The sequence below is a fragment of the Pseudomonas canadensis genome, from assembly GCF_000503215.1.
In the GTDB taxonomy this organism is placed as follows: Bacteria; Pseudomonadota; Gammaproteobacteria; order Pseudomonadales; family Pseudomonadaceae; genus Aquipseudomonas; species Aquipseudomonas canadensis.
This window is the reverse complement of sequence record NZ_AYTD01000001.1, coordinates 448635-466245: the sequence shown is the minus strand read 5'-3', so window position 1 is coordinate 466245 and position 17611 is coordinate 448635. Positions and strand designations below refer to the sequence as shown.

Below are 17611 nucleotides of genomic sequence, written 5' to 3'. Positions count from 1 at the left end.
GAGTTATTCATCGTCGTCGAAGTTGTAGCTGCCTGGCGCGAGGTTCTCGAAGCGGGTGTACTTACCAATGAACGCCAGGCGGATAAACCCGATCGGCCCGTTCCGCTGCTTGCCGATGATGATCTCGGCGATGCCTTTGTGTTCGGTTTCGGGGTGGTATACCTCGTCGCGGTACACGAACATGATCACGTCGGCGTCCTGCTCGATCGCACCCGATTCCCGCAAGTCGGAGTTCACCGGGCGCTTGTTGGGACGTTGTTCCAGGGAACGGTTGAGCTGGGACAGCGCCACCACCGGGCAGTTGAATTCCTTGGCCAGGGCTTTCAAGGACCGGGAAATCTCGGAAATCTCGTTGGTCCGGCTGTCACCGCTGGAACCCGGGATCTGCATCAACTGCAGGTAGTCGATCATGATCAAGGCAATATCGCCGTGTTCACGCACCAGGCGGCGGGTGCGTGCACGCATCTCCGAGGGGCTGATGCCCGCAGTGTCGTCGATGAACAGCTTGCGGTCATTGAGCAGGTTGACCGCCGAGGTCAGCCGCGGCCAGTCGTCATCTTCCAGCTGGCCGGAACGCACCTTGGTCTGGTCGATACGGCCCAGGGACGAGAGCATCCGCATGATCAGCGATTCACCGGGCATCTCCAGGGAGTACACCAGGACGGTCTTGTCGCTGCGCAACACGGCGTTTTCGACCAGGTTCATCGCGAAGGTGGTCTTACCCATGGAGGGACGACCAGCGACGATGATCAAGTCGGACGGCTGCAGGCCGCTGGTCTTCTCGTCGAGGTCGGCATAGCCGGTGGAAATACCGGTGATGGCCGCGTCGGTGTTGAACAGCGTGTCGATACGGTCGATGGCCTTGGTCAACAGCTCGTTGACGCCTACCGGGCCGCCGGTTTTCGGGCGGGCCTCGGCGATCTGGAAGATCTGGCGTTCGGCTTCGTCGAGGATCTCTTCGGCGGTACGCCCTTCCGGGTTGAAGGCGCTGTCGGCGATCTCGGTGCTGATACCGATCAGTTGGCGCAGCGTGGCCCGCTGGCGAACAATCTGGGCATAGGCCTTGATGTTGGCGACGGACGGCGTGTTCTTCGCCAGTTCACCGAGGTAGCCGAGGCCGCCGACCTGGGAGGTCTGGCCTTCCTTGTCTAGCTGCTCGGCCAGGGTCACCACGTCGATCGGTGAGTTCTGGTCGGCCAGCTTGGCGATGGCACGGAAGATCAGGCGGTGGTCATGGCGATAGAAGTCACCGTCCGAGACTTGATCCAGCACGCGTTCCCAGGCGTTGTTGTCCAGCATCAAACCACCGAGCACAGCCTGTTCGGCCTCGATGGAATGCGGCGGCACCTTCAGGGCAGCGGTTTGCAGATCGTATTGCTCAGGAGCTGAAATATCGTTCATGGCCACTTGGAATTTGGGGTGTGTAGAAAAACAAAAGGCACGACCTGTAAACAGGATCGTGCCCGATGTTAACTGGCTGACACGCGAGGTGCCAGTCAGTTAGGTGCTGCTTAAGCTGCTACCACGATAACGCGTACGGTGGCTTCAACTTCGGCGTGCAGGTGCACGGCTACGTCGAATTCACCTACGTTACGGATGGTGCCGTTCGGCAGACGAACTTCGCTCTTCTGCACTTCAACGCCGGAGGCGGTCAGTGCATCAGCGATGTCGTGGGTGCCGATCGAACCGAACAGCTTGCCTTCGTCACCGGCGGTGGCAGTGATAGTCACTTCCAGCTCAGCCAGTTGGGCAGCGCGAGTTTCGGCCGAAGCTTTTTTGTCTGCTGCTGCTTGTTCCAGCTCAGCACGACGCTCTTCAAACGCAGCCAGGTTGGCAGCGGTTGCAGCGGTGGCTTTGCCGTATGGCAGCAGGTAGTTACGACCGTAACCGGCCTTAACGTTCACTTTGTCGCCCAGGTTGCCCAGGTTGGCGACTTTTTCCAGAAGGATCAGTTGCATGTGAAAATCCTCTAACTTTTAACCTTCACCGTTCGCGTTATCGGCGTCTTTCGGCGCCAGACGACCGCGAAAATCAATCAGGCCGTCGACAATGGCCAAAACCACGAGTAACGGATAGATCAGTTGCATGAACACCAGCATCGTTACGTACATCCCCACCAGCCAGAACTTGGCCAGGCGCTTCTGCGCGACCAGCCCATGAATCAGGGCCAGTCCGGAAAACACCAGCGGTACGCTGCAAAACAGCATCAGCAAGGTGGCTTGTGAACCGAAGTACGGTCCGACCACCATGAGTGCCAGCAGCAACATCGCCGGGCCCACGGGGATTCTGATACTGCGAAATTCGCGACCAAAACCACCCGGGTTGTACAACAACGCCTGCCAATAACGCCCAAGCATCAGGCTCAGCAAACTGACGATCTGCATCATTACCGCCATCAGGCCGATCAGGGCCGGTGCAATCAGCGTTGCCAGTCGCGCTCGCTCTTCTACCGACAGCTGTTGGTAGAGTTCCCCGAGGGCCATCGGCAGGATCTTGACGATCTCTTGCGACAGCGCCTCGATCTGCGGGCGGAAAGCCGCGTCAATCAACACCGAAAACACCAACCCCAACGCCACGCTGACCAGCAGCGTGCGGACCCAGGACTCACTTGCGCGCAAAACCAACGCAAGGCTCGACGACCCCAGCAGCACCAGAAGCACTTTGGGTTCGCCCAGTTGCAACCACCAGATCAAGGCGGCTACGACTCCCAGGGCCAGGATGCCAACGGCATCCTGCAAACCGCGCCGCAGGAGCACAAGGCATCCAGCGGCAGCAGCCAACCAATACAACAACGGCAATGCTGCACATCCAGCCACTACCAGAGTGGCCTGCACACGACCGCGCATGATGAACTCAGCTAAGGCGCGCATGCATTCAATCCCTTACTACTTGTCGACTGCCCGGTCTCAGCGGCCGTGGCTGTCGGTGTAGGCCAGCAGGGCCAGGAAGCGGGCGCGCTTGATAGCGGTGGCCAGCTGACGCTGATAACGTGCTTTGGTACCGGTGATACGGCTTGGAACGATTTTGCCGGTCTCGGATACGTAGGCTTTCAGAGTGTTGAGATCTTTGTAATCGATCTCTTTCACGTCTTCAGCGGTGAAGCGGCAGAATTTACGACGACGGAAGAAACGTGCCATTTGATAGGCTCCTTAAAAGGTCCGTGGATTACTCGTCAGCGTTATCGCTGTTGTCGCTGTCATCACTATCAGCGCTATCAGCGCCTTCGTGCTCAGGACGGTCGCGACGCTCACGGCGCTCACTGCGGTTTTCTTCAGCCTTGAGCATCTCGGATTGGCCGGTAACGGCTTCTTCGCGACGGATGACCAGGTTACGGATCACAGCATCGTTGTAGCGGAAGTTGTCTTCCAGCTCGGCCAGGGCCTTGCCAGTGCACTCAACGTTCAGCATCACGTAGTGAGCCTTGTGAACATTGTTGATTGCGTAGGCCAGTTGACGACGGCCCCAATCTTCCAGACGGTGGATTTTGCCGCCGTCTTCTTCGATCAGCTTGGTGTAACGCTCAACCATGCCGCCGACTTGCTCGCTTTGATCCGGGTGGACCAAAAAGATGATTTCGTAATGACGCATGAATGCTCCTTACGGGTTGTAGCCTGCCGCTCAAAAACGGTCAGACAAGGAGTGAATGACACTTATGGATCTTGCCGCAGGGAGGCACATCGGTGCCTGCCAGGAAGGCAAGGGGCGCAATTGTAGAGAAGGGGGAGGAAGCGTGCAAGGTGATTGGTGATTATTTGAACAACCTCCCAAACACCACAAACCAATTGTAGGAGCCGGCTTGCCAGCGATGGCGTCCGGAAGATCGCTATCGCCGACAAGCCGGCTCCTACAGTCGAGAGGTTTACTTCTTGGTCTTGGCCTTGGCGCCACGCTGACGCTGGGCTTCAAACAGGCACACGCCGGTGGCAACCGATACGTTGAGGCTGCTGACGCTACCGGCCATCGGCAGATGTACCAGGTAATCGCAATGTTCGCGGGTCAGGCGACGCATACCTTTGCCTTCGGCGCCCATGATCAGGATGGTCGGGCCGGTGAGGTCCTGGTCATAAATGCTGACCTCGGCCTCGCCTGCCGTACCCACCACCCACAGACCACGCTGCTGGAGTTTCTCCAGGGTGCGCGCCAAGTTGGTCACGGCCACCAGCGGAATCACTTCCGCCGCGCCACAGGCGACTTTACGCACGACCGGCGTCAAGGTCGCGGACTTATCTTTAGGCACGATCACCGCCAGCGCGCCGGCAGCGTCAGCCGAACGCAGGCAAGCGCCGAGGTTGTGCGGATCGGTCACGCCGTCCAGCACCAGTAGCAACGGCGCACCTTCGGTACGGTCGAGCAGCTCGTCGAGCATCGCTTCGCCCCAAACCTGGCTCGGGCTGACGTCCGCGACCACGCCTTGGTGCACGCCCTCAACCCACACGTCCATTTCGCGACGCTCGGCCTGGCCGATGGCAACCTTGTTTTGGGTCGCCAGTTCAACCAGCGCTTGTACGCGCGGCTCGCTGCGGCCTTCGGCCAGCCACACTTGCTTGACGCGTTTCGGGTGGTGACGCAGCAGTGCTTCTACGGCGTGGACGCCGTAGATTTTTTCCAGACTCATGACTTGGCCTTAGGTTTGCGCGACCCGCCGCTCTTGGCAGGGCCCGAACCCGCTTTTGGCGGGCCTTTACGGTGTTTACTTGGTTTGCTCGACGGCTTTTCCGCCCCGTGGGACTTTCCCCCAGACGCCGCTTTACCACCGCTTTTGGCTTCGTTGAGCAACTGCTGCTTCAACTCGCGGCTCTTGCGCAGCTCGGCGTTTTTCGCCGCAGCGTCGCTTGGGCGGTAGGCTTCAGGGGCCTTTTCCTTGGTTGTCGAGCGACGGCCAGTTTTGGCTGGCGCAGGCTCGGCGGTCGCTGCTTTCGCAGGCGCGGCCTTGCCTTTGCTGGTCGGTTCGCTGCCACGTTTTTTACGGCTGCCCGGCGATTCGGCTGGCTTGTCGGACATGCCGAAGTCGATCTTGCGCTCGTCGAGATCGACGCGCATGACCTGCACTTCCACGGTATCGCCCAAACGGAAGCTGCGACCGGTGCGCTCGCCCGCCAGGCGGTGGTGCACAGGGTCGAAGTGGTAGTAGTCACCCGGCAAGGCGGTGACGTGCACCAGGCCTTCGACGTAGATGTCGGTCAATTCGACAAACAGGCCAAAACCGGTCACGGCAGTGATCACGCCAGGGAAAGTCTCGCCTACGCGATCCTTCATGAACTCGCACTTGAGCCAGTTCACCACGTCACGCGTGGCTTCGTCGGCACGGCGCTCGCTCATGGAGCACTGCTCGCCCAGCTGTTCCAAGGCCGCTTCGTCGTACGGATAGATCCGTGCTTTCGGAATGGTCATGGCACCGGCGCGCTTGACGTGCGGGGTGTTCTGCTTGGAGTGGATCACGCTGCGGATTGCGCGGTGCGTGAGCAGGTCCGGGTAACGACGGATCGGCGAGGTGAAGTGGGTGTAAGCCTCGTAATTAAGACCGAAGTGGCCCTGATTGTCGGCGCTGTACACCGCCTGGCTCAGTGAGCGCAGCATGACGGTCTGGATCACGTGGTAATCCGGACGGTCCTTGATGCTAGCGAGCAGCGCCTGATAGTCCTTCGGCGTCGGGCCGTCCTTGCCTTTGTGCAGGGACAGGCCGAGCTCGCCGAGGAAGGCGCGCAGTTTTTCCAGACGCTCCGGCGGTGGGCCATCGTGCACGCGATAAAGCGCAGGAATCTCATGCTTCTTCAGGAATTCCGCGGTGGCCACGTTGGCCGCCAGCATGCATTCCTCGATCAGTTTGTGCGCATCGTTACGCGTGGTCGGGGTGATCGCAGCGATCTTGCGCTCGGAACCAAAGACAATCCGGGTTTCCTGGGTTTCAAAATCGATAGCGCCACGCACGTGACGAGCGCCCAGCAACACCTTGTATAGCGCATAAAGCTGCTTGAGGTGCGGCACCACGCCAGCGTACTCAGTACGCAGGGCCTTGGCTTCGCTAGTCTTCGGCGCTTCCAGGATAGTGCTGACCTTGTTGTAGGTCAGGCGCGCCTGGGAGTGGATCACCGCTTCGTAGAACTGGTAGTCGGTCATTTCGCCGGTTTTCGAGATGGTCATCTCGCACACCATGGCCAAACGGTCGACTTTCGGGTTCAGGGAGCACAGGCCGTTGGACAGCTGCTCAGGCAGCATCGGGATCACGCGCTCCGGGAAGTACACGGAGTTGCCGCGCACTTGGGCCTCGTTATCCAGGGCCGAACCGATCTTCACGTAGCTGGATACGTCGGCAATCGCGACGAACAACTTCCAGCCACCGGAGAACAGGCGCAGCTTGCCCGGCTTGGCTTCGCAGTAGACCGCATCGTCGAAGTCGCGGGCATCTTCGCCGTCGATGGTGACGAACGGCAGATGGCGCAGGTCGATGCGTTTTTCTTTGTCTTTCTCTTCCACTTCAGGCTTGAGCTTGCCGGCTTCTTTGAGCACAGCTTCAGGCCAGACGTGAGGAATATCGTAGGTGCGCAACGCAACGTCGATTTCCATGCCCGGCGCCATGTAGTTGCCGACCACTTCAACGATATCGCCCTGGGGCTGGAAGCGCGCCGTTGGCCAGTGAGTGATCTTCACCTCGACGAACTGGCCGACCTTGGCGGCGCCATTGCGGCCCGGGGTGATCAGCACTTCCTGCTGGACCTTCGGGTTATCCGGCACGACAAAGCCAATGCCGCCTTCCTCGAAGTAACGGCCGACGATGGACTCATGGGCACGGGACACCACTTCGACGATCACGCCTTCACGGCGACCGCGACGGTCCAGGCCGGAAACGCGCGCCAGGGCACGATCGCCATCGAACACCAGGCGCATTTGCGCCGGGCTCATGAACAGGTCATCGCTGCCGTCGTCCGGGATCAGGAAGCCGAAACCGTCACGATGGCCGGCAATGCGGCCCAGGATCAGGTCGAGCTTATCCACAGGCGCGTAAGTGCCACGGCGGGTGTAGATCAGTTGAGCATCACGCTCCATGGCACGCAAACGGCGGCGCAGGGCTTCGAGTTGGTCTTCGGTGGTCAGACCGAACTCTTCAACCAACTGCTCGCGGCTAGCAGGCGAACCCCGATCAGCGAGGTGCGCCAGGATCAGTTCGCGGCTAGGAATAGGGTTTTCATATTTTTCCGCTTCACGAGCGGCCTCGGGATCGAGGGACTGCCAATCGGCCATTAGAGAGTTTTCACCTTGTCTATATGCGGGTTAGTTTGGCATACGCGTATTGAAACGGGAAATTTCAGACGCCAACAAGCCTTTTAAAGCCCTTTGCAGCCCCCGGCGGACACCTTGCACGACCATTGGCGAAATTTTCCAGGCTTTTTTCATGGCAGGGCTTTACAGCTTAAAATCCCCTCCGTATAGTGCGCGCCATCGACGACGGCAACGTTGTCTGATAATGCCCAGGTGGTGAAATTGGTAGACACGCCAGCTTCAGGTGCTGGTGATCGCAAGGTCGTGGAAGTTCGAGTCTTCTCCTGGGCACCAAATTCAGATCAAACCCGCGAAAGCGGGTTTTTTCGTTTCAGGCCTTTGATTTTTAACGGAAAACTTGATTTATTTTTTCGAATCAGGGGTTTACAGATCAAAAAGCCCTCCGTATAGTTCGTCCCATCAACAGCGCAAGCGCTGCTGATAATGCCCAGGTGGTGAAATTGGTAGACACGCCAGCTTCAGGTGCTGGTGATCGCAAGGTCGTGGAAGTTCGAGTCTTCTCCTGGGCACCAAATTCAGATCAAACCCGCGAAAGCGGGTTTTTTCGTTTCCAGGGTTTGAAAAACCTGACCTGAATCTTTCCCAGCGATTTGCCCCTCGCCCGCACCTGAGAAACTTTATCGTTTATCCTTGTAAGTATTTGTTGCATACAAGTGAGGAACAACCCGGATGATGATCCGCGATACCCATCTCAAGACATCCCTTCTGCGCGGCCTGACCATCACTCTGCTCGGCCTGACCCTGCTCTCGCCCACCGCCTACTCCGCCGACAAGGTTTCCCTGACCCTGTACAACGGCCAGCATAAAGAAGTCGGCGATGAACTGGCCAAGGCCTTCGAAGCCAAGACCGGTATTCACGTCAACGTGCGCAAAGGCAGCAGCAACCAGCTCGCAAGCCAAGTCGTGGAAGAAGGCGACCGCTCGCCTGCCGACGTGATCTACACCGAAGAATCGCCACCATTGAACAAACTCGGCGAACAAGGCCTGCTGGCCAAGATCGACGCCAGCACCCTCGACGTATTGCCCAAGGATTATGTCGGCGCCAATGGCGACTGGATGGGCGTGACTGCGCGCACCCGCGTCGTGGCGTTCAATCCGAAATTGATCGCGGAAAAAGACCTGCCGAAATCGGTGCTGGATTTTGCCGGCCCCGAATGGCAAGGCAAGGTCGGCTTCGTACCTACCAGCGGCGCCTTCCAGGAGCAGGCCGTGGCGATCATCAAGCTGCACGGGCGTGAAGCCGCCGAAGAATGGCTGACCGGCCTGCGTGCCTTCGGCAAGGTCTACAGCAACAACATGGTCGCCCTCAAAGCCGTTGAAAATGGCGAAGTGGCTACCGTGCTGGTAAACAACTACTACTGGTTCGCCCTGAAGAAAGAAAAAACCAACCTGGACTCCCAACTGCATTACTTCACCGATGGCGATGCCGGTGGCTTGATCACCGTATCTTCGGCGGCGGCGCTGAAATCCAGCAAGCATCCGAAAGAAGCCCAGCAACTGCTGGCGTTCATGGCCAGTGAAGAGGGCCAGCGCGTCATCACCAACACCTCGGCTGAATACCCGCTGCGTAAAGGCATGGAATCCAGCCGTGGTCTCAAGCCGTTCAGCGAGCTGCAACCGCCGAAAGTCACCCCTGCGGACCTTGGCAACGCCGAAGAAGCCCTGGACCTGGAACGCGATGTTGGCTTGAACTGATGAACCCATCGCTACCCGCCCCCGCCCTGCGCGGGGGTTTCAGCCCAAGGCGCAAGCGCCCGTCGATCTGGCTGTTGCTGCCCGTACTGTTGCTGGTCGGCTTGAGCTTGCTGCCGCTGGCCTATGTCGGGCTCAAGGCGTGGCAAGCCGGTTGGGCGGAGGCGGTGCACCTGCTGTGGCGGCCATATGTGTTCGGGTTGCTGCGCAATACCTTGGCGCTGATGATCGGGGTGACGGTGACGTGTGGCGTGATCGGCCTGTCCCTGGCCTGGCTGCTGGAGCGCAGCAATCTGCCGGGACGACGTATCTGGGGCGTGATCCTGTGCCTGCCGTTTGCGGTGCCGGCGTTTGTCAGCAGCTTTACCTGGGTATCGCTGAGCGCCAGTTTCGAAGGGCTTGGCGGGGCCATCCTGGTGATGAGCCTGTCGAAATACCCGCTGGTGTTTCTGCCGGTGGCAGCGACCCTGCGCAATCTTGACCCGTCCCTGGAAGAGTCGGCCCGCACCCTCGGACTGAATCGCTGGGGCGTGTTCTTTCGCATCACCTTGCCGCTGCTGTGGCCTTCACTGCTGGCCGGAGCATTGTTGATTGCGCTGCATATGCTGGTGGAGTTTGGCGCGCTGTCGATCATCGGTTTGCAGACCTTTACCACCGCGATCTACCAACAGTTCGAGCTGGAATTCAGTAACGCGAATGCCGCAATGCTCTCGGCTGTGCTACTGGTGATGTGCCTGACATTGCTGTGGCTGGAGTTGCGCGTGCGCGGCAAGGGCCGGCATGTGCGTATCGGCCAGGGCGCGGCGCGGCATGCGGAGCAGGTTCGACTGGGGAAGTGGACGCCATTGGGTCAGGTTTATTGCCTGGCGCTTGCGATCATCGGCAGCGGGATTCCGCTGGGAATGCTCGGTTATTGGTTGGCAGTGGGATCTTCTGCTGCCTTCCCAGTAGCAGAGATCGGTGAAGCGTTGCTGTCCTCGCTGGCGCTGTCCCTCGGAGGCGCCGCGCTTTGCCTGGTGTTGGCGGTGCCGGTCGGTCTGCTGGTGGTGCGCTACAAAGGCCAACTGGCAATCTGGGCCGAACGCCTGCCGTACCTGCTGCACGCCCTGCCCGGCTTGGTGATTGCGCTGACCTTGGTGTATTTCGCCCTGCACTACGTGCCGGCGCTGTACCAGACGTCAGCGTTGTTGTTGATTGCTTACGCGCTGTTGTTTCTGCCGCTGGCTCAGGCGCCGATTCGCACCGCGCTGAACAAGGCAGCGCCGCAGCTTGAAGAAGCTGCGCGCACGCTGGGGGCTTCGTCGTTCAGTGCGTTTTGTCGGGTCACCTTACCGATTATTTTCCCGGCGCTCGGCGCTGCATTTGCATTGGTATTCCTGGATGCGATGAAGGAATTGACCGCGACGTTGCTGCTTAGCCCGACAGGGTTGAATACATTGGCGACGGCGGTGTGGGCGCATACCTCGAATGTAGAGTTTGCGGCGGCGGCGCCTTATGCGGCGCTGTTGATTCTAGTGTCGGGGTTGCCGGTGTATTTGCTCACGACTCGGATGTATCTGAGTCGCTAGGACATCATCGCCAGCAAGCCGGCTCCTACAAGGGTTGCGCATAACCTGCAGGAGCTGGCTTGCCAGCGATGAGGCCACTAAGCCCTGAACTGCCCCAGGCTCGCCTTCAACTGCGCCGCCAACCCATCCAGCACCTTGCCACTGGCGGTGGTCTCAACCACCGCCTGGGCGGCACGTTCGGCCTGAGCATGGATTACCTCGACCCGCCCTCGCACCGCATGGGCACCCTGGGCCTGATGCTCAGCCGCGCGCGTCGCCAAGCCAATCGCCGCATGCACTTGCTCCACCGAGGCCTGCACCGTCTGTTGCAGGCGCACGCTGTCGCGCAACACCAGCAAACCTTCACTGGCCTGGCGCCCGGCCTTGCCGATGGTTTCCACCGCCTCCCGCGCGCCTTGCTGCAGCGCCACGATATGCGCCTGAATATCGCCCGTGGAGCTTTGCGTCTTGCTGGCCAGCGCACGCACTTCATCCGCCACCACCGCAAAGCCGCGACCGGTCTCACCAGCACGCGCCGCCTCGATGGCCGCGTTGAGCGCCAACAGATTGGTCTGCTCGGCGATGCCGTGAATCACGGTCAGCACCACCTCGATCTGCTGGCTTTGCTGGGCCAGGCGCTCGATGACCGTGGAGCCCGCTTGTACTTGGCCCGCCAGCGCCTCGATCAAACTGCCGACCTCAGCCGAGGTCCGCGAGTTCTCATCCGTGGCCTGGCGAATATCCACCACCTGCTGCAACGCCGCCTGCATCGCATGGCTCTCGGCCTGCGCTTCGTCGGCCATCTGCGACAGTGCGCGCAAGCTCTCGGCCACTTCATCGCGCTGTAAACCGGCCGCAGCGTCAGCACCGGCATTGCGCAAGGTCATGGCGCCGATTTCCACGCCAGTACGCTGGGCTACATCCCCCGCCTCGCGCACGATGGGCTGCAACTTATCCACAAAGCGATTGACCGCCGAAGCCATGTCGCCGATTTCATCCTTGCTGCTGATTTGCACACGCTTGGTGAGATCACCCTCACCCGCCGCCAAGTCGTCCATGGCCGCGATCAGCAACTTCAGGCGATTGACCACGCGGCGCCCGAGCACGATGGCGATCAACAGCAACACGCCCAGACCGACCAGCGCCAGGCCCATGCCGATGCGCCAGCGCAAGGTGCCGGCAGCGTCCTGGACGGCGCTGGTGGTGTTGGCGGTCATCTGTGTAGCGGTGGCTTGCGCGGATTGCAGGCGCGCGCCCATGGCGGCAGCGCTATCGGCCGCTGCGCCCTTGAGGCTGTCGCCCACCAACTGGTCACCGCTGGCGATCAGTGCGGCGAAGCGCTTATCCAGCGCGGCCAGATCAGCCTCCACTGCGGTCGTGGAAACCCCCATGCGCACCTTACCGATCTCCACGCCGTTGGGGCTGATGGACGCTTCAACATAAAACACCGAAGGGTCATCTTTCGCCGCATCCAACACTTTATCCAGGGCGCGGTCACCCTTGCCTTTTTCCAACAGCGCCTGGTTAATCGGGTTTTCACGGTTGAGGTAGCGGGTCAGATGCTCACCCGCCGCGTCGTCGTAGACCACGAACAGCACGTTGGGGTTGCGCTGGGCACGCCGGGCGAACTCCGACAGCGTCGGCACGTCGCTGTCCCACATAGCGCGGGGCGCCACCGAGGCCAGCAGTTGCGCCATGTCATTGGCGGAGTCTTTCAGGTCTTTTTCCAGGGTCGCACGCAGTTGCTTCTGCTCTTCCTGCAGGCGGGTTGAAAGCCCCGCGGTCAGACGCTGACGGGTACTCGTCGACAAGCTGTCCAGGCTGGACGTGACTTCTTTACCGGCCTGGGCCAATTCACCCGACAGTTTCTGGCTGTCGATACCCAGGCGATTACCCAAATCAGCTTCCAACGCTGTGACGGTGCTTCGCGTCAGGGCGACGGCAACCAGCACTTGCACCAAAAGGGCGATACCTAGGGTAACGAACACCGGCCGCAACAGACGGCTTTGTAACAATGAGAGAACGGCAGACATCGGGAATCCCTCCACCACGGGTGCCATTAATTTGATAGCACCGCGAAAGAAAGAACCAAAGCAAGGGTCGTGCCGCCCAGGCGACAGAAACGACAAAGGGCTCCCGAAGGAGCCCTTTGCTTTTCACATCAACAGCTTATTAAGCGAACGGGTGACGCAGAACGATGGTTTCGTTGCGGTCCGGACCTGTCGAAATAATGTCGATCGGCGCACCGATCAGCTCTTCAACTCGCTTGATGTAGGCACGGGCGTTAGCTGGCAGCTCTTCCAGGGTCTTGGCGCCCACGGTCGATTCGGTCCAGCCCGACACTTCTTCGTACACTGGCTGCAGACCTACGTAGCTGTCGGCGTCGGTCGGAGCAACGTCCTTGCCTTCGGCATCTTTGTAGCCGATGCAGATATTGATGGTTTCCAAGCCGTCGAGTACGTCCAGCTTGGTCAGGCAGATGCCCGAGATGCTGTTCACATCGATAGCGCGACGCAGGATGACGGCGTCGAACCAGCCGCAACGACGAGCACGGCCGGTGGTCGCGCCGAATTCGTGACCTTGCTTGGCCAGGTGAGCGCCGACGTCGTCGAACAGTTCAGTCGGAAACGGACCCGAACCTACGCGAGTGGTGTAAGCCTTGGTGATGCCCAGAATGTAGTCCAGGAACATCGGGCCAACGCCCGAACCGGTCGCAACGCCGCCAGCGGTGGTGTTGGAGCTGGTCACGTACGGATAGGTGCCGTGATCGATGTCCAGCAGGGAGCCTTGGGCGCCTTCGAACATGATGTCTTTGCCGGCACGACGCAGGTCGTGCAGCTCGGCAGTCACGTCCAGCATGAGTGGCTTGAGCAGCTCAGCGTATTCCTTGCACTCGGCCAGGGTCTTTTCGAACTCGATGGCTGGCTCTTTGTAGTAACCGACCAGCATGAAGTTGTGGTAATCCACCAATTCACGCAGTTTGTCTTCAAAGCGCGGCATGTTGAGCAGGTCGCCCACACGCAGGCCACGACGTGCAACCTTGTCTTCGTAGGCTGGGCCGATGCCACGACCGGTGGTGCCGATCTTCAGCTCGCCACGGGCCTTTTCACGGGCCTGGTCCAGCGCAACGTGGAACGACAGGATCAGCGGGCAGGACGGGCTGATACGCAGGCGCTCGCGCACCGGTACGCCTTTCTCTTCCAGCTTGGTGATCTCACGCAGCAAAGCGTCAGGTGCAACCACCACGCCGTTGCCGATCAGGCACTGCACGCCTTCGCGCAGCACGCCCGATGGGATCAGGTGCAAGACGGTTTTTTCGCCATCGATGACCAGGGTGTGGCCAGCGTTGTGGCCACCTTGGTAGCGCACTACGGCGGCAGCATGTTCGGTCAGCAGATCAACGATCTTGCCTTTGCCCTCATCACCCCATTGGGTGCCCAGGACTACGACATTCTTACCCATAACACTTGTCCTCATTCGCGCAAACTTGGTGCCGGCGATGGCCGGCAGGAAAACTCAAGAAGCCAGTGGCGATACTTGCCAAAGCCCGTTCTGCAGAATCAATTGCCGGTCGCAGTCCGCATCACGGGCGGCGGCCAATGGCTGCCCAGGCAAAGCCTGGACGACACGCTGACCCTCACTGCGCAACTGGCAAACCTGCTGCCAGAGTGCTGCGTCCGTACTGTCGGGCATCCAAATGCCACCAGACGGTAGCTCGACCTCAGCACGCCCCAGGGTCACCAGGGTTTTCAAATCGGTGGAGAAACCAGTGGCCGGACGCGCACGACCAAAGTCGGCGCCGATATCGTCATAACGACCACCCTGGGCGATGGCTTGGCCAACACCCGGTACAAATACAGCGAACACCACACCGGTGTGGTAGTGGTAGCCGCGCAACTCACCCAGGTCAAAGTACAGCGGCAGCTCCGGGAAGCGCGCCGACAACTGCTCGGCAATCGCCAGCACGTCGTCCAGCGCAGCCAGCACCGGCGCCGGCGCCTTGGCCAGGCGCTCACGGGCAGCCACCAGCACTTCACGGCCGCCGCACAGGTCGACCAGTGCACGCAGCATGTCAGCCAGATCGGCAGGCACACCCGCCGTCAGGGCAATCACTTCATCGATGGCCTTGCGTTGCAGGGCATCGAACAGCTGTTGTTCCACTTCACCGGACAAACCGGCCGCACGGGCCAGGCCACGGTAGATACCGACGTGACCCAGGTCCATGTGGACATCCGGCACGTCGGCCAGTTGCAGCATGGCCAGCATCAAGCTGATCACTTCAACGTCGCTGCTCGGGCTGGCATCGCCGTACAACTCAGCGCCCAGTTGAATCGGGCTACGGGACGACGACAAGGCACGCGGCTGTGCATGCAGCACACTGCCGGCGTAGCACAGGCGGCTCGGACCTTCTCGGCGCAGGGTGTGCGCATCGATGCGCGCCACTTGCGGCGTGATGTCGGCACGGAAACCCATTTGCCGGCCCGATTGCGGGTCGATGACCTTGAAGGTGCGCAGATCCAGGTCCTGGCCCGCGCCGGTCAGCAGCGATTCCAGGTACTCGATATGGGGGGTCACGACAAACTCGTAACCCCAGCTCTGGAACAGATCCAACACCTGGCGGCGCGCTACTTCAATGCGCGCAGCTTCTGGTGGCAGTACTTCTTCGATACCATCTGGCAGCAGCCAGCGGTCTACCGTTGCCATTACGCCATTCCCCTTTGATCCGGGCGGCCAGCCCTCGGCCGAGCCTTGAGTGAAGCAGAAAACACCCGCCCCCTGCATAAACCACGCGCAAGAGCGACGTGACGAACGGCCTGTAATCGGCCTCGTCGGGCACTTTCCTCGAAAAACCTGTCACGCCTGCCGAATCAAACATGCAGACGCAAAAAAGCCGGGAATTTCCCGGCTGCCGCATCATACACCCGTTTTCTGAAAGGATCACCCCGCCAGGCGTTTTAGCCGCCCGACGGGAGTGAAACCTACAGAATCACAGGCCGGTTACTTGGACTTTTCCAGGTAGCGGAAGAAGTCGCTGCTTGGGTCCAACACCATGACGTCGGTTTTGTTCGCGAAGCTTTCACGGTAGGCGCGCAGGCTACGGTAGAACGCGTAGAACTCCTGGTCCTGGCCGTAGGCCTTGGCGTAGATCGCCGCAGCTTGAGCATCGCCATCACCACGGGCCTCTTCAGACTCGCGATAAGCTTCGGCCAACAGTACACGGCGCTGACGGTCGGCATCCGCACGGATACCTTCTGCCAGCTCGTTACCCTTGGCGCGGTGCTCACGGGCTTCACGCTCACGCTCGGTGCTCATACGCTCGAACACGCTGCGGTTCACTTCCTTCGGCAGGTCGATCGCCTTGACCCGGACATCAACCACTTCGATGCCCAGCTCTTTTTCCGCCATCGTATTCAACGAACGCGTGATGTCAGCCATCAGCGCGTCGCGCTCACCGGATACCACCTCATGCAGGGTGCGCTTACCAAACTGGTCACGCAGACCCGACTCCAGACGGCGCGACAAGCGCTCGTCGGCAATCTGCTTGAGGCCGGAGGTCGCGGTGTAGAAGCGCTCGGCATCCTTGACGCGCCACTTGGCGTAGGCGTCAACCATCACGGCTTTCTTTTCCAGGGTCAGGAAGCGCTGTGTCGGTGCATCCAGGGTCATCAGGCGGGCGTCGAACTTGCGCACCTGGTTGACGTAGGGGACTTTCACATGCAAGCCCGGCTGGACATCTGCCTGGACCACGCGACCGAATTGCAGCAGCACCGCACGCTCGGTCTGAGCCACGATGTAGAAGCAGTTCCAGGCAGCGATGACCACGACGACGCCCACAATCAGGGCGGTCAGCGATTTATTGCTCATCAACGACTCTCCCTGGTACGTGTTTGCTGTTGCAGCAAGTCAGCGGCCGCACGGGCGCTCGCTTCGTTGGCAGCGGCATTGGAACCGGTGGACGGTGCGCTGGTGCTGCTACGACCACCTTCGATCATCTTGTCCAGCGGCAGGTACAGCAGGTTGTTCTGCCCACCTTTGCTGCCGGTCACGAGAACCTTGCTGGTGTTGCTGAAGACTTCCTGCATGGTGTCCAGGTACAGACGCTCACGCGTGACTTCCGGCGCCTTGCGGTACTCGGCGACCAGCTTGGTAAAGCGATCCGCCTCACCCTTGGCGCGAGAGACCACTTCGTCGCGGTAACCGTTGGCATCCTCGAGGATACGCTGGGCCTGACCACGGGCTTCCGGTACGACACCGTTGGCGTAGGTTTCAGCCTGGTTGCGCGAACGCTGCTCGTCTTCACGGGCACGGATCACGTCATCGAAGGCTTCCTGCACTTCGCGCGGTGCAGCTGCGCTCTGTACGTTGACCTGGGTGACGGTAATACCGGTGCGATAGGTATCGAGGAACCGTTGCAGGCGCTCCTTGATCTCGCTGGCCATCAATTCACGACCTTCGGTCAGCACCTGGTCCATCGCGGTCGAACCGACGACATGGCGCAGGGCACTTTCGGTAGCGTGTTGCAGGCTGATTTCCGGCTGATCAACGTTCAGCACGAAGTCCTGCAGGTTGCTGATCTTGTACTGCACGGTCAGCGGCACTTCGACGATGTTCTCGTCTTCGGTCAGCATCTGGCCCTGCTTGGTGTAGGCACGCTCACGCGTGACATTTTCCATGTACTTCTTGTCGATCGGCGGGAAATAGATGTTCAGCCCAGGGCCGACAGTCTCGTAGTACTTGCCGAAGCGCAGCACCACGGCCTGCTCCTGCTCGTCCACCACGTACACGGCGCTGTACAGCCATACGGCCGCCAGCACGACAAGACCCAGGCCCAGCAGGCCATAGCCGCCGCCCTTGCTTGTGCGACCGCCGTCGTCACCACCCCGTTTTTTTCCACCACCGAACAACCCATTCAGGCTTTCCTGCAGCTTTCGGAAGGCCTCGTCGAGATCTGGTGGCCCCTTGCGGTCGCCATTATTGCGGCGTTTACCACCCCAAGGATCCTGATTATTCGAGTTGCCACCCGGCTCATTCCAAGCCATAGCGCTCTCCATCTGATAAAGCAAAGACGCACCCACGGCGCGCCGACCAATGCT

At 60.2% G+C, this 17611-nt stretch carries 14 protein-coding genes and 2 tRNA genes; 4 read left to right on the top strand and 12 right to left on the bottom strand.

Annotated features, from left to right (window positions below; translation table 11 throughout):
- Positions 1-3: 3 nt before the first annotated feature.
- The 7 genes from dnaB to rnr form a co-directional block, all read right to left on the bottom strand.
- On the bottom strand, positions 4-1401 hold the full coding sequence (dnaB, locus tag U367_RS0102015; protein ID WP_016976916.1) for a replicative DNA helicase: 1398 nt from the start codon (positions 1399-1401) through the stop codon (positions 4-6).
- 110 nt (positions 1402-1511) lie between these two features.
- Positions 1512-1958, bottom strand: coding sequence for a 50S ribosomal protein L9 (rplI, locus tag U367_RS0102010; protein ID WP_016976915.1), 447 nt, complete (start codon positions 1956-1958; stop codon positions 1512-1514).
- Positions 1959-1976: 18 nt separating this feature from the next.
- On the bottom strand, positions 1977-2870 hold the full coding sequence (locus tag U367_RS0102005) for a YybS family protein (RefSeq protein ID WP_028615521.1): 894 nt from the start codon (positions 2868-2870) through the stop codon (positions 1977-1979).
- A gap of 36 nt (positions 2871-2906) precedes the next feature.
- Positions 2907-3137 (bottom strand): 30S ribosomal protein S18, encoded by a 231-nt coding sequence (gene rpsR / locus U367_RS0102000; protein WP_002551829.1) that lies wholly within the window; start codon positions 3135-3137, stop codon positions 2907-2909.
- A gap of 28 nt (positions 3138-3165) precedes the next feature.
- Complete coding sequence (gene rpsF, locus U367_RS0101995) at positions 3166-3588, bottom strand: 30S ribosomal protein S6 (RefSeq protein WP_003236224.1); 423 nt, start codon at positions 3586-3588, stop codon at positions 3166-3168.
- A 271-nt stretch (positions 3589-3859) separates the two neighbouring features.
- The gene (rlmB, locus tag U367_RS0101990) at positions 3860-4615 is read right to left on the bottom strand and encodes a 23S rRNA (guanosine(2251)-2'-O)-methyltransferase RlmB (protein WP_005784248.1); all 756 of its coding nucleotides are present in this window, start codon (positions 4613-4615) and stop codon (positions 3860-3862) included.
- The gene (gene rnr, locus U367_RS0101985; protein WP_028615520.1) at positions 4612-7239 is read right to left on the bottom strand and encodes a ribonuclease R; all 2628 of its coding nucleotides are present in this window, start codon (positions 7237-7239) and stop codon (positions 4612-4614) included. The genes rlmB and rnr overlap by 4 nt, the downstream gene beginning before the upstream one ends.
- Before the next feature lie 225 nt (positions 7240-7464).
- Here rnr and U367_RS0101980 point away from each other — a divergent pair.
- The 4 genes from U367_RS0101980 to U367_RS0101965 all read left to right on the top strand — a co-directional run bounded on the left by U367_RS0101980 (position 7465) and on the right by U367_RS0101965 (position 10538).
- Positions 7465-7551 (top strand) — tRNA-Leu (locus tag U367_RS0101980).
- 152 nt (positions 7552-7703) lie between these two features.
- A tRNA-Leu gene (locus U367_RS0101975) sits at positions 7704-7790 on the top strand.
- A 157-nt stretch (positions 7791-7947) separates the two neighbouring features.
- Positions 7948-8973: an extracellular solute-binding protein gene (locus U367_RS0101970; RefSeq protein WP_016976911.1), complete on the top strand. Its 1026-nt coding sequence runs from the start codon at positions 7948-7950 to the stop codon at positions 8971-8973.
- The gene (locus tag U367_RS0101965; RefSeq protein WP_028615519.1) at positions 8973-10538 is read left to right on the top strand and encodes an ABC transporter permease; all 1566 of its coding nucleotides are present in this window, start codon (positions 8973-8975) and stop codon (positions 10536-10538) included. Before U367_RS0101970 ends, U367_RS0101965 begins: the two co-directional genes overlap by 1 nt.
- 77 nt (positions 10539-10615) lie before the next feature.
- Here the strand turns inward: U367_RS0101965 and U367_RS0101960 are convergent, their stop codons facing one another.
- From U367_RS0101960 to hflK, 5 genes are all read right to left on the bottom strand, one after another.
- Entirely contained in the window at positions 10616-12550 is a 1935-nt protein-coding gene (locus tag U367_RS0101960; RefSeq protein WP_028615518.1) for a methyl-accepting chemotaxis protein, read from the bottom strand.
- A gap of 139 nt (positions 12551-12689) precedes the next feature.
- Positions 12690-13979, bottom strand: a complete 1290-nt coding sequence (locus U367_RS0101955; protein WP_028615517.1) for an adenylosuccinate synthase — start codon at positions 13977-13979, stop codon at positions 12690-12692.
- Positions 13980-14033: 54 nt separating this feature from the next.
- Positions 14034-15221, bottom strand: a complete 1188-nt coding sequence (locus U367_RS0101950) for an ATP phosphoribosyltransferase regulatory subunit (RefSeq protein WP_028615516.1) — start codon at positions 15219-15221, stop codon at positions 14034-14036.
- Between the two features lie 294 nt (positions 15222-15515).
- On the bottom strand, positions 15516-16382 hold the full coding sequence (gene hflC, locus U367_RS0101945) for a protease modulator HflC (protein WP_010213607.1): 867 nt from the start codon (positions 16380-16382) through the stop codon (positions 15516-15518).
- Positions 16382-17557, bottom strand: a complete 1176-nt coding sequence (gene hflK / locus U367_RS0101940; protein WP_028615515.1) for an FtsH protease activity modulator HflK — start codon at positions 17555-17557, stop codon at positions 16382-16384. The genes hflC and hflK overlap by 1 nt, the downstream gene beginning before the upstream one ends.
- Positions 17558-17611 lie beyond the last annotated feature (54 nt).

Coding starts and splice junctions, on each gene's coding strand:
- rpsF (WP_003236224.1), bottom strand. CDS start 3,588: ATGCGTCATTACGAAATCATCTTTTTGGTCCACCCGGATCAAAGCGAG.
- U367_RS0101950 (WP_028615516.1), bottom strand. CDS start 15,221: ATGGCAACGGTAGACCGCTGGCTGCTGCCAGATGGTATCGAAGAAGTA.
- dnaB (WP_016976916.1), bottom strand. CDS start 1,401: ATGAACGATATTTCAGCTCCTGAGCAATACGATCTGCAAACCGCTGCC.
- U367_RS0102005 (WP_028615521.1), bottom strand. CDS start 2,870: ATGCGCGCCTTAGCTGAGTTCATCATGCGCGGTCGTGTGCAGGCCACT.
- hflC (WP_010213607.1), bottom strand. CDS start 16,382: ATGAGCAATAAATCGCTGACCGCCCTGATTGTGGGCGTCGTCGTGGTC.
- U367_RS0101960 (WP_028615518.1), bottom strand. CDS start 12,550: ATGTCTGCCGTTCTCTCATTGTTACAAAGCCGTCTGTTGCGGCCGGTG.
- rnr (WP_028615520.1), bottom strand. CDS start 7,239: ATGGCCGATTGGCAGTCCCTCGATCCCGAGGCCGCTCGTGAAGCGGAA.
- rlmB (WP_005784248.1), bottom strand. CDS start 4,615: ATGAGTCTGGAAAAAATCTACGGCGTCCACGCCGTAGAAGCACTGCTG.
- U367_RS0101970 (WP_016976911.1), top strand. CDS start 7,948: ATGATGATCCGCGATACCCATCTCAAGACATCCCTTCTGCGCGGCCTG.
- hflK (WP_028615515.1), bottom strand. CDS start 17,557: ATGGCTTGGAATGAGCCGGGTGGCAACTCGAATAATCAGGATCCTTGG.
- rplI (WP_016976915.1), bottom strand. CDS start 1,958: ATGCAACTGATCCTTCTGGAAAAAGTCGCCAACCTGGGCAACCTGGGC.
- rpsR (WP_002551829.1), bottom strand. CDS start 3,137: ATGGCACGTTTCTTCCGTCGTCGTAAATTCTGCCGCTTCACCGCTGAA.
- U367_RS0101955 (WP_028615517.1), bottom strand. CDS start 13,979: ATGGGTAAGAATGTCGTAGTCCTGGGCACCCAATGGGGTGATGAGGGC.
- U367_RS0101965 (WP_028615519.1), top strand. CDS start 8,973: ATGAACCCATCGCTACCCGCCCCCGCCCTGCGCGGGGGTTTCAGCCCA.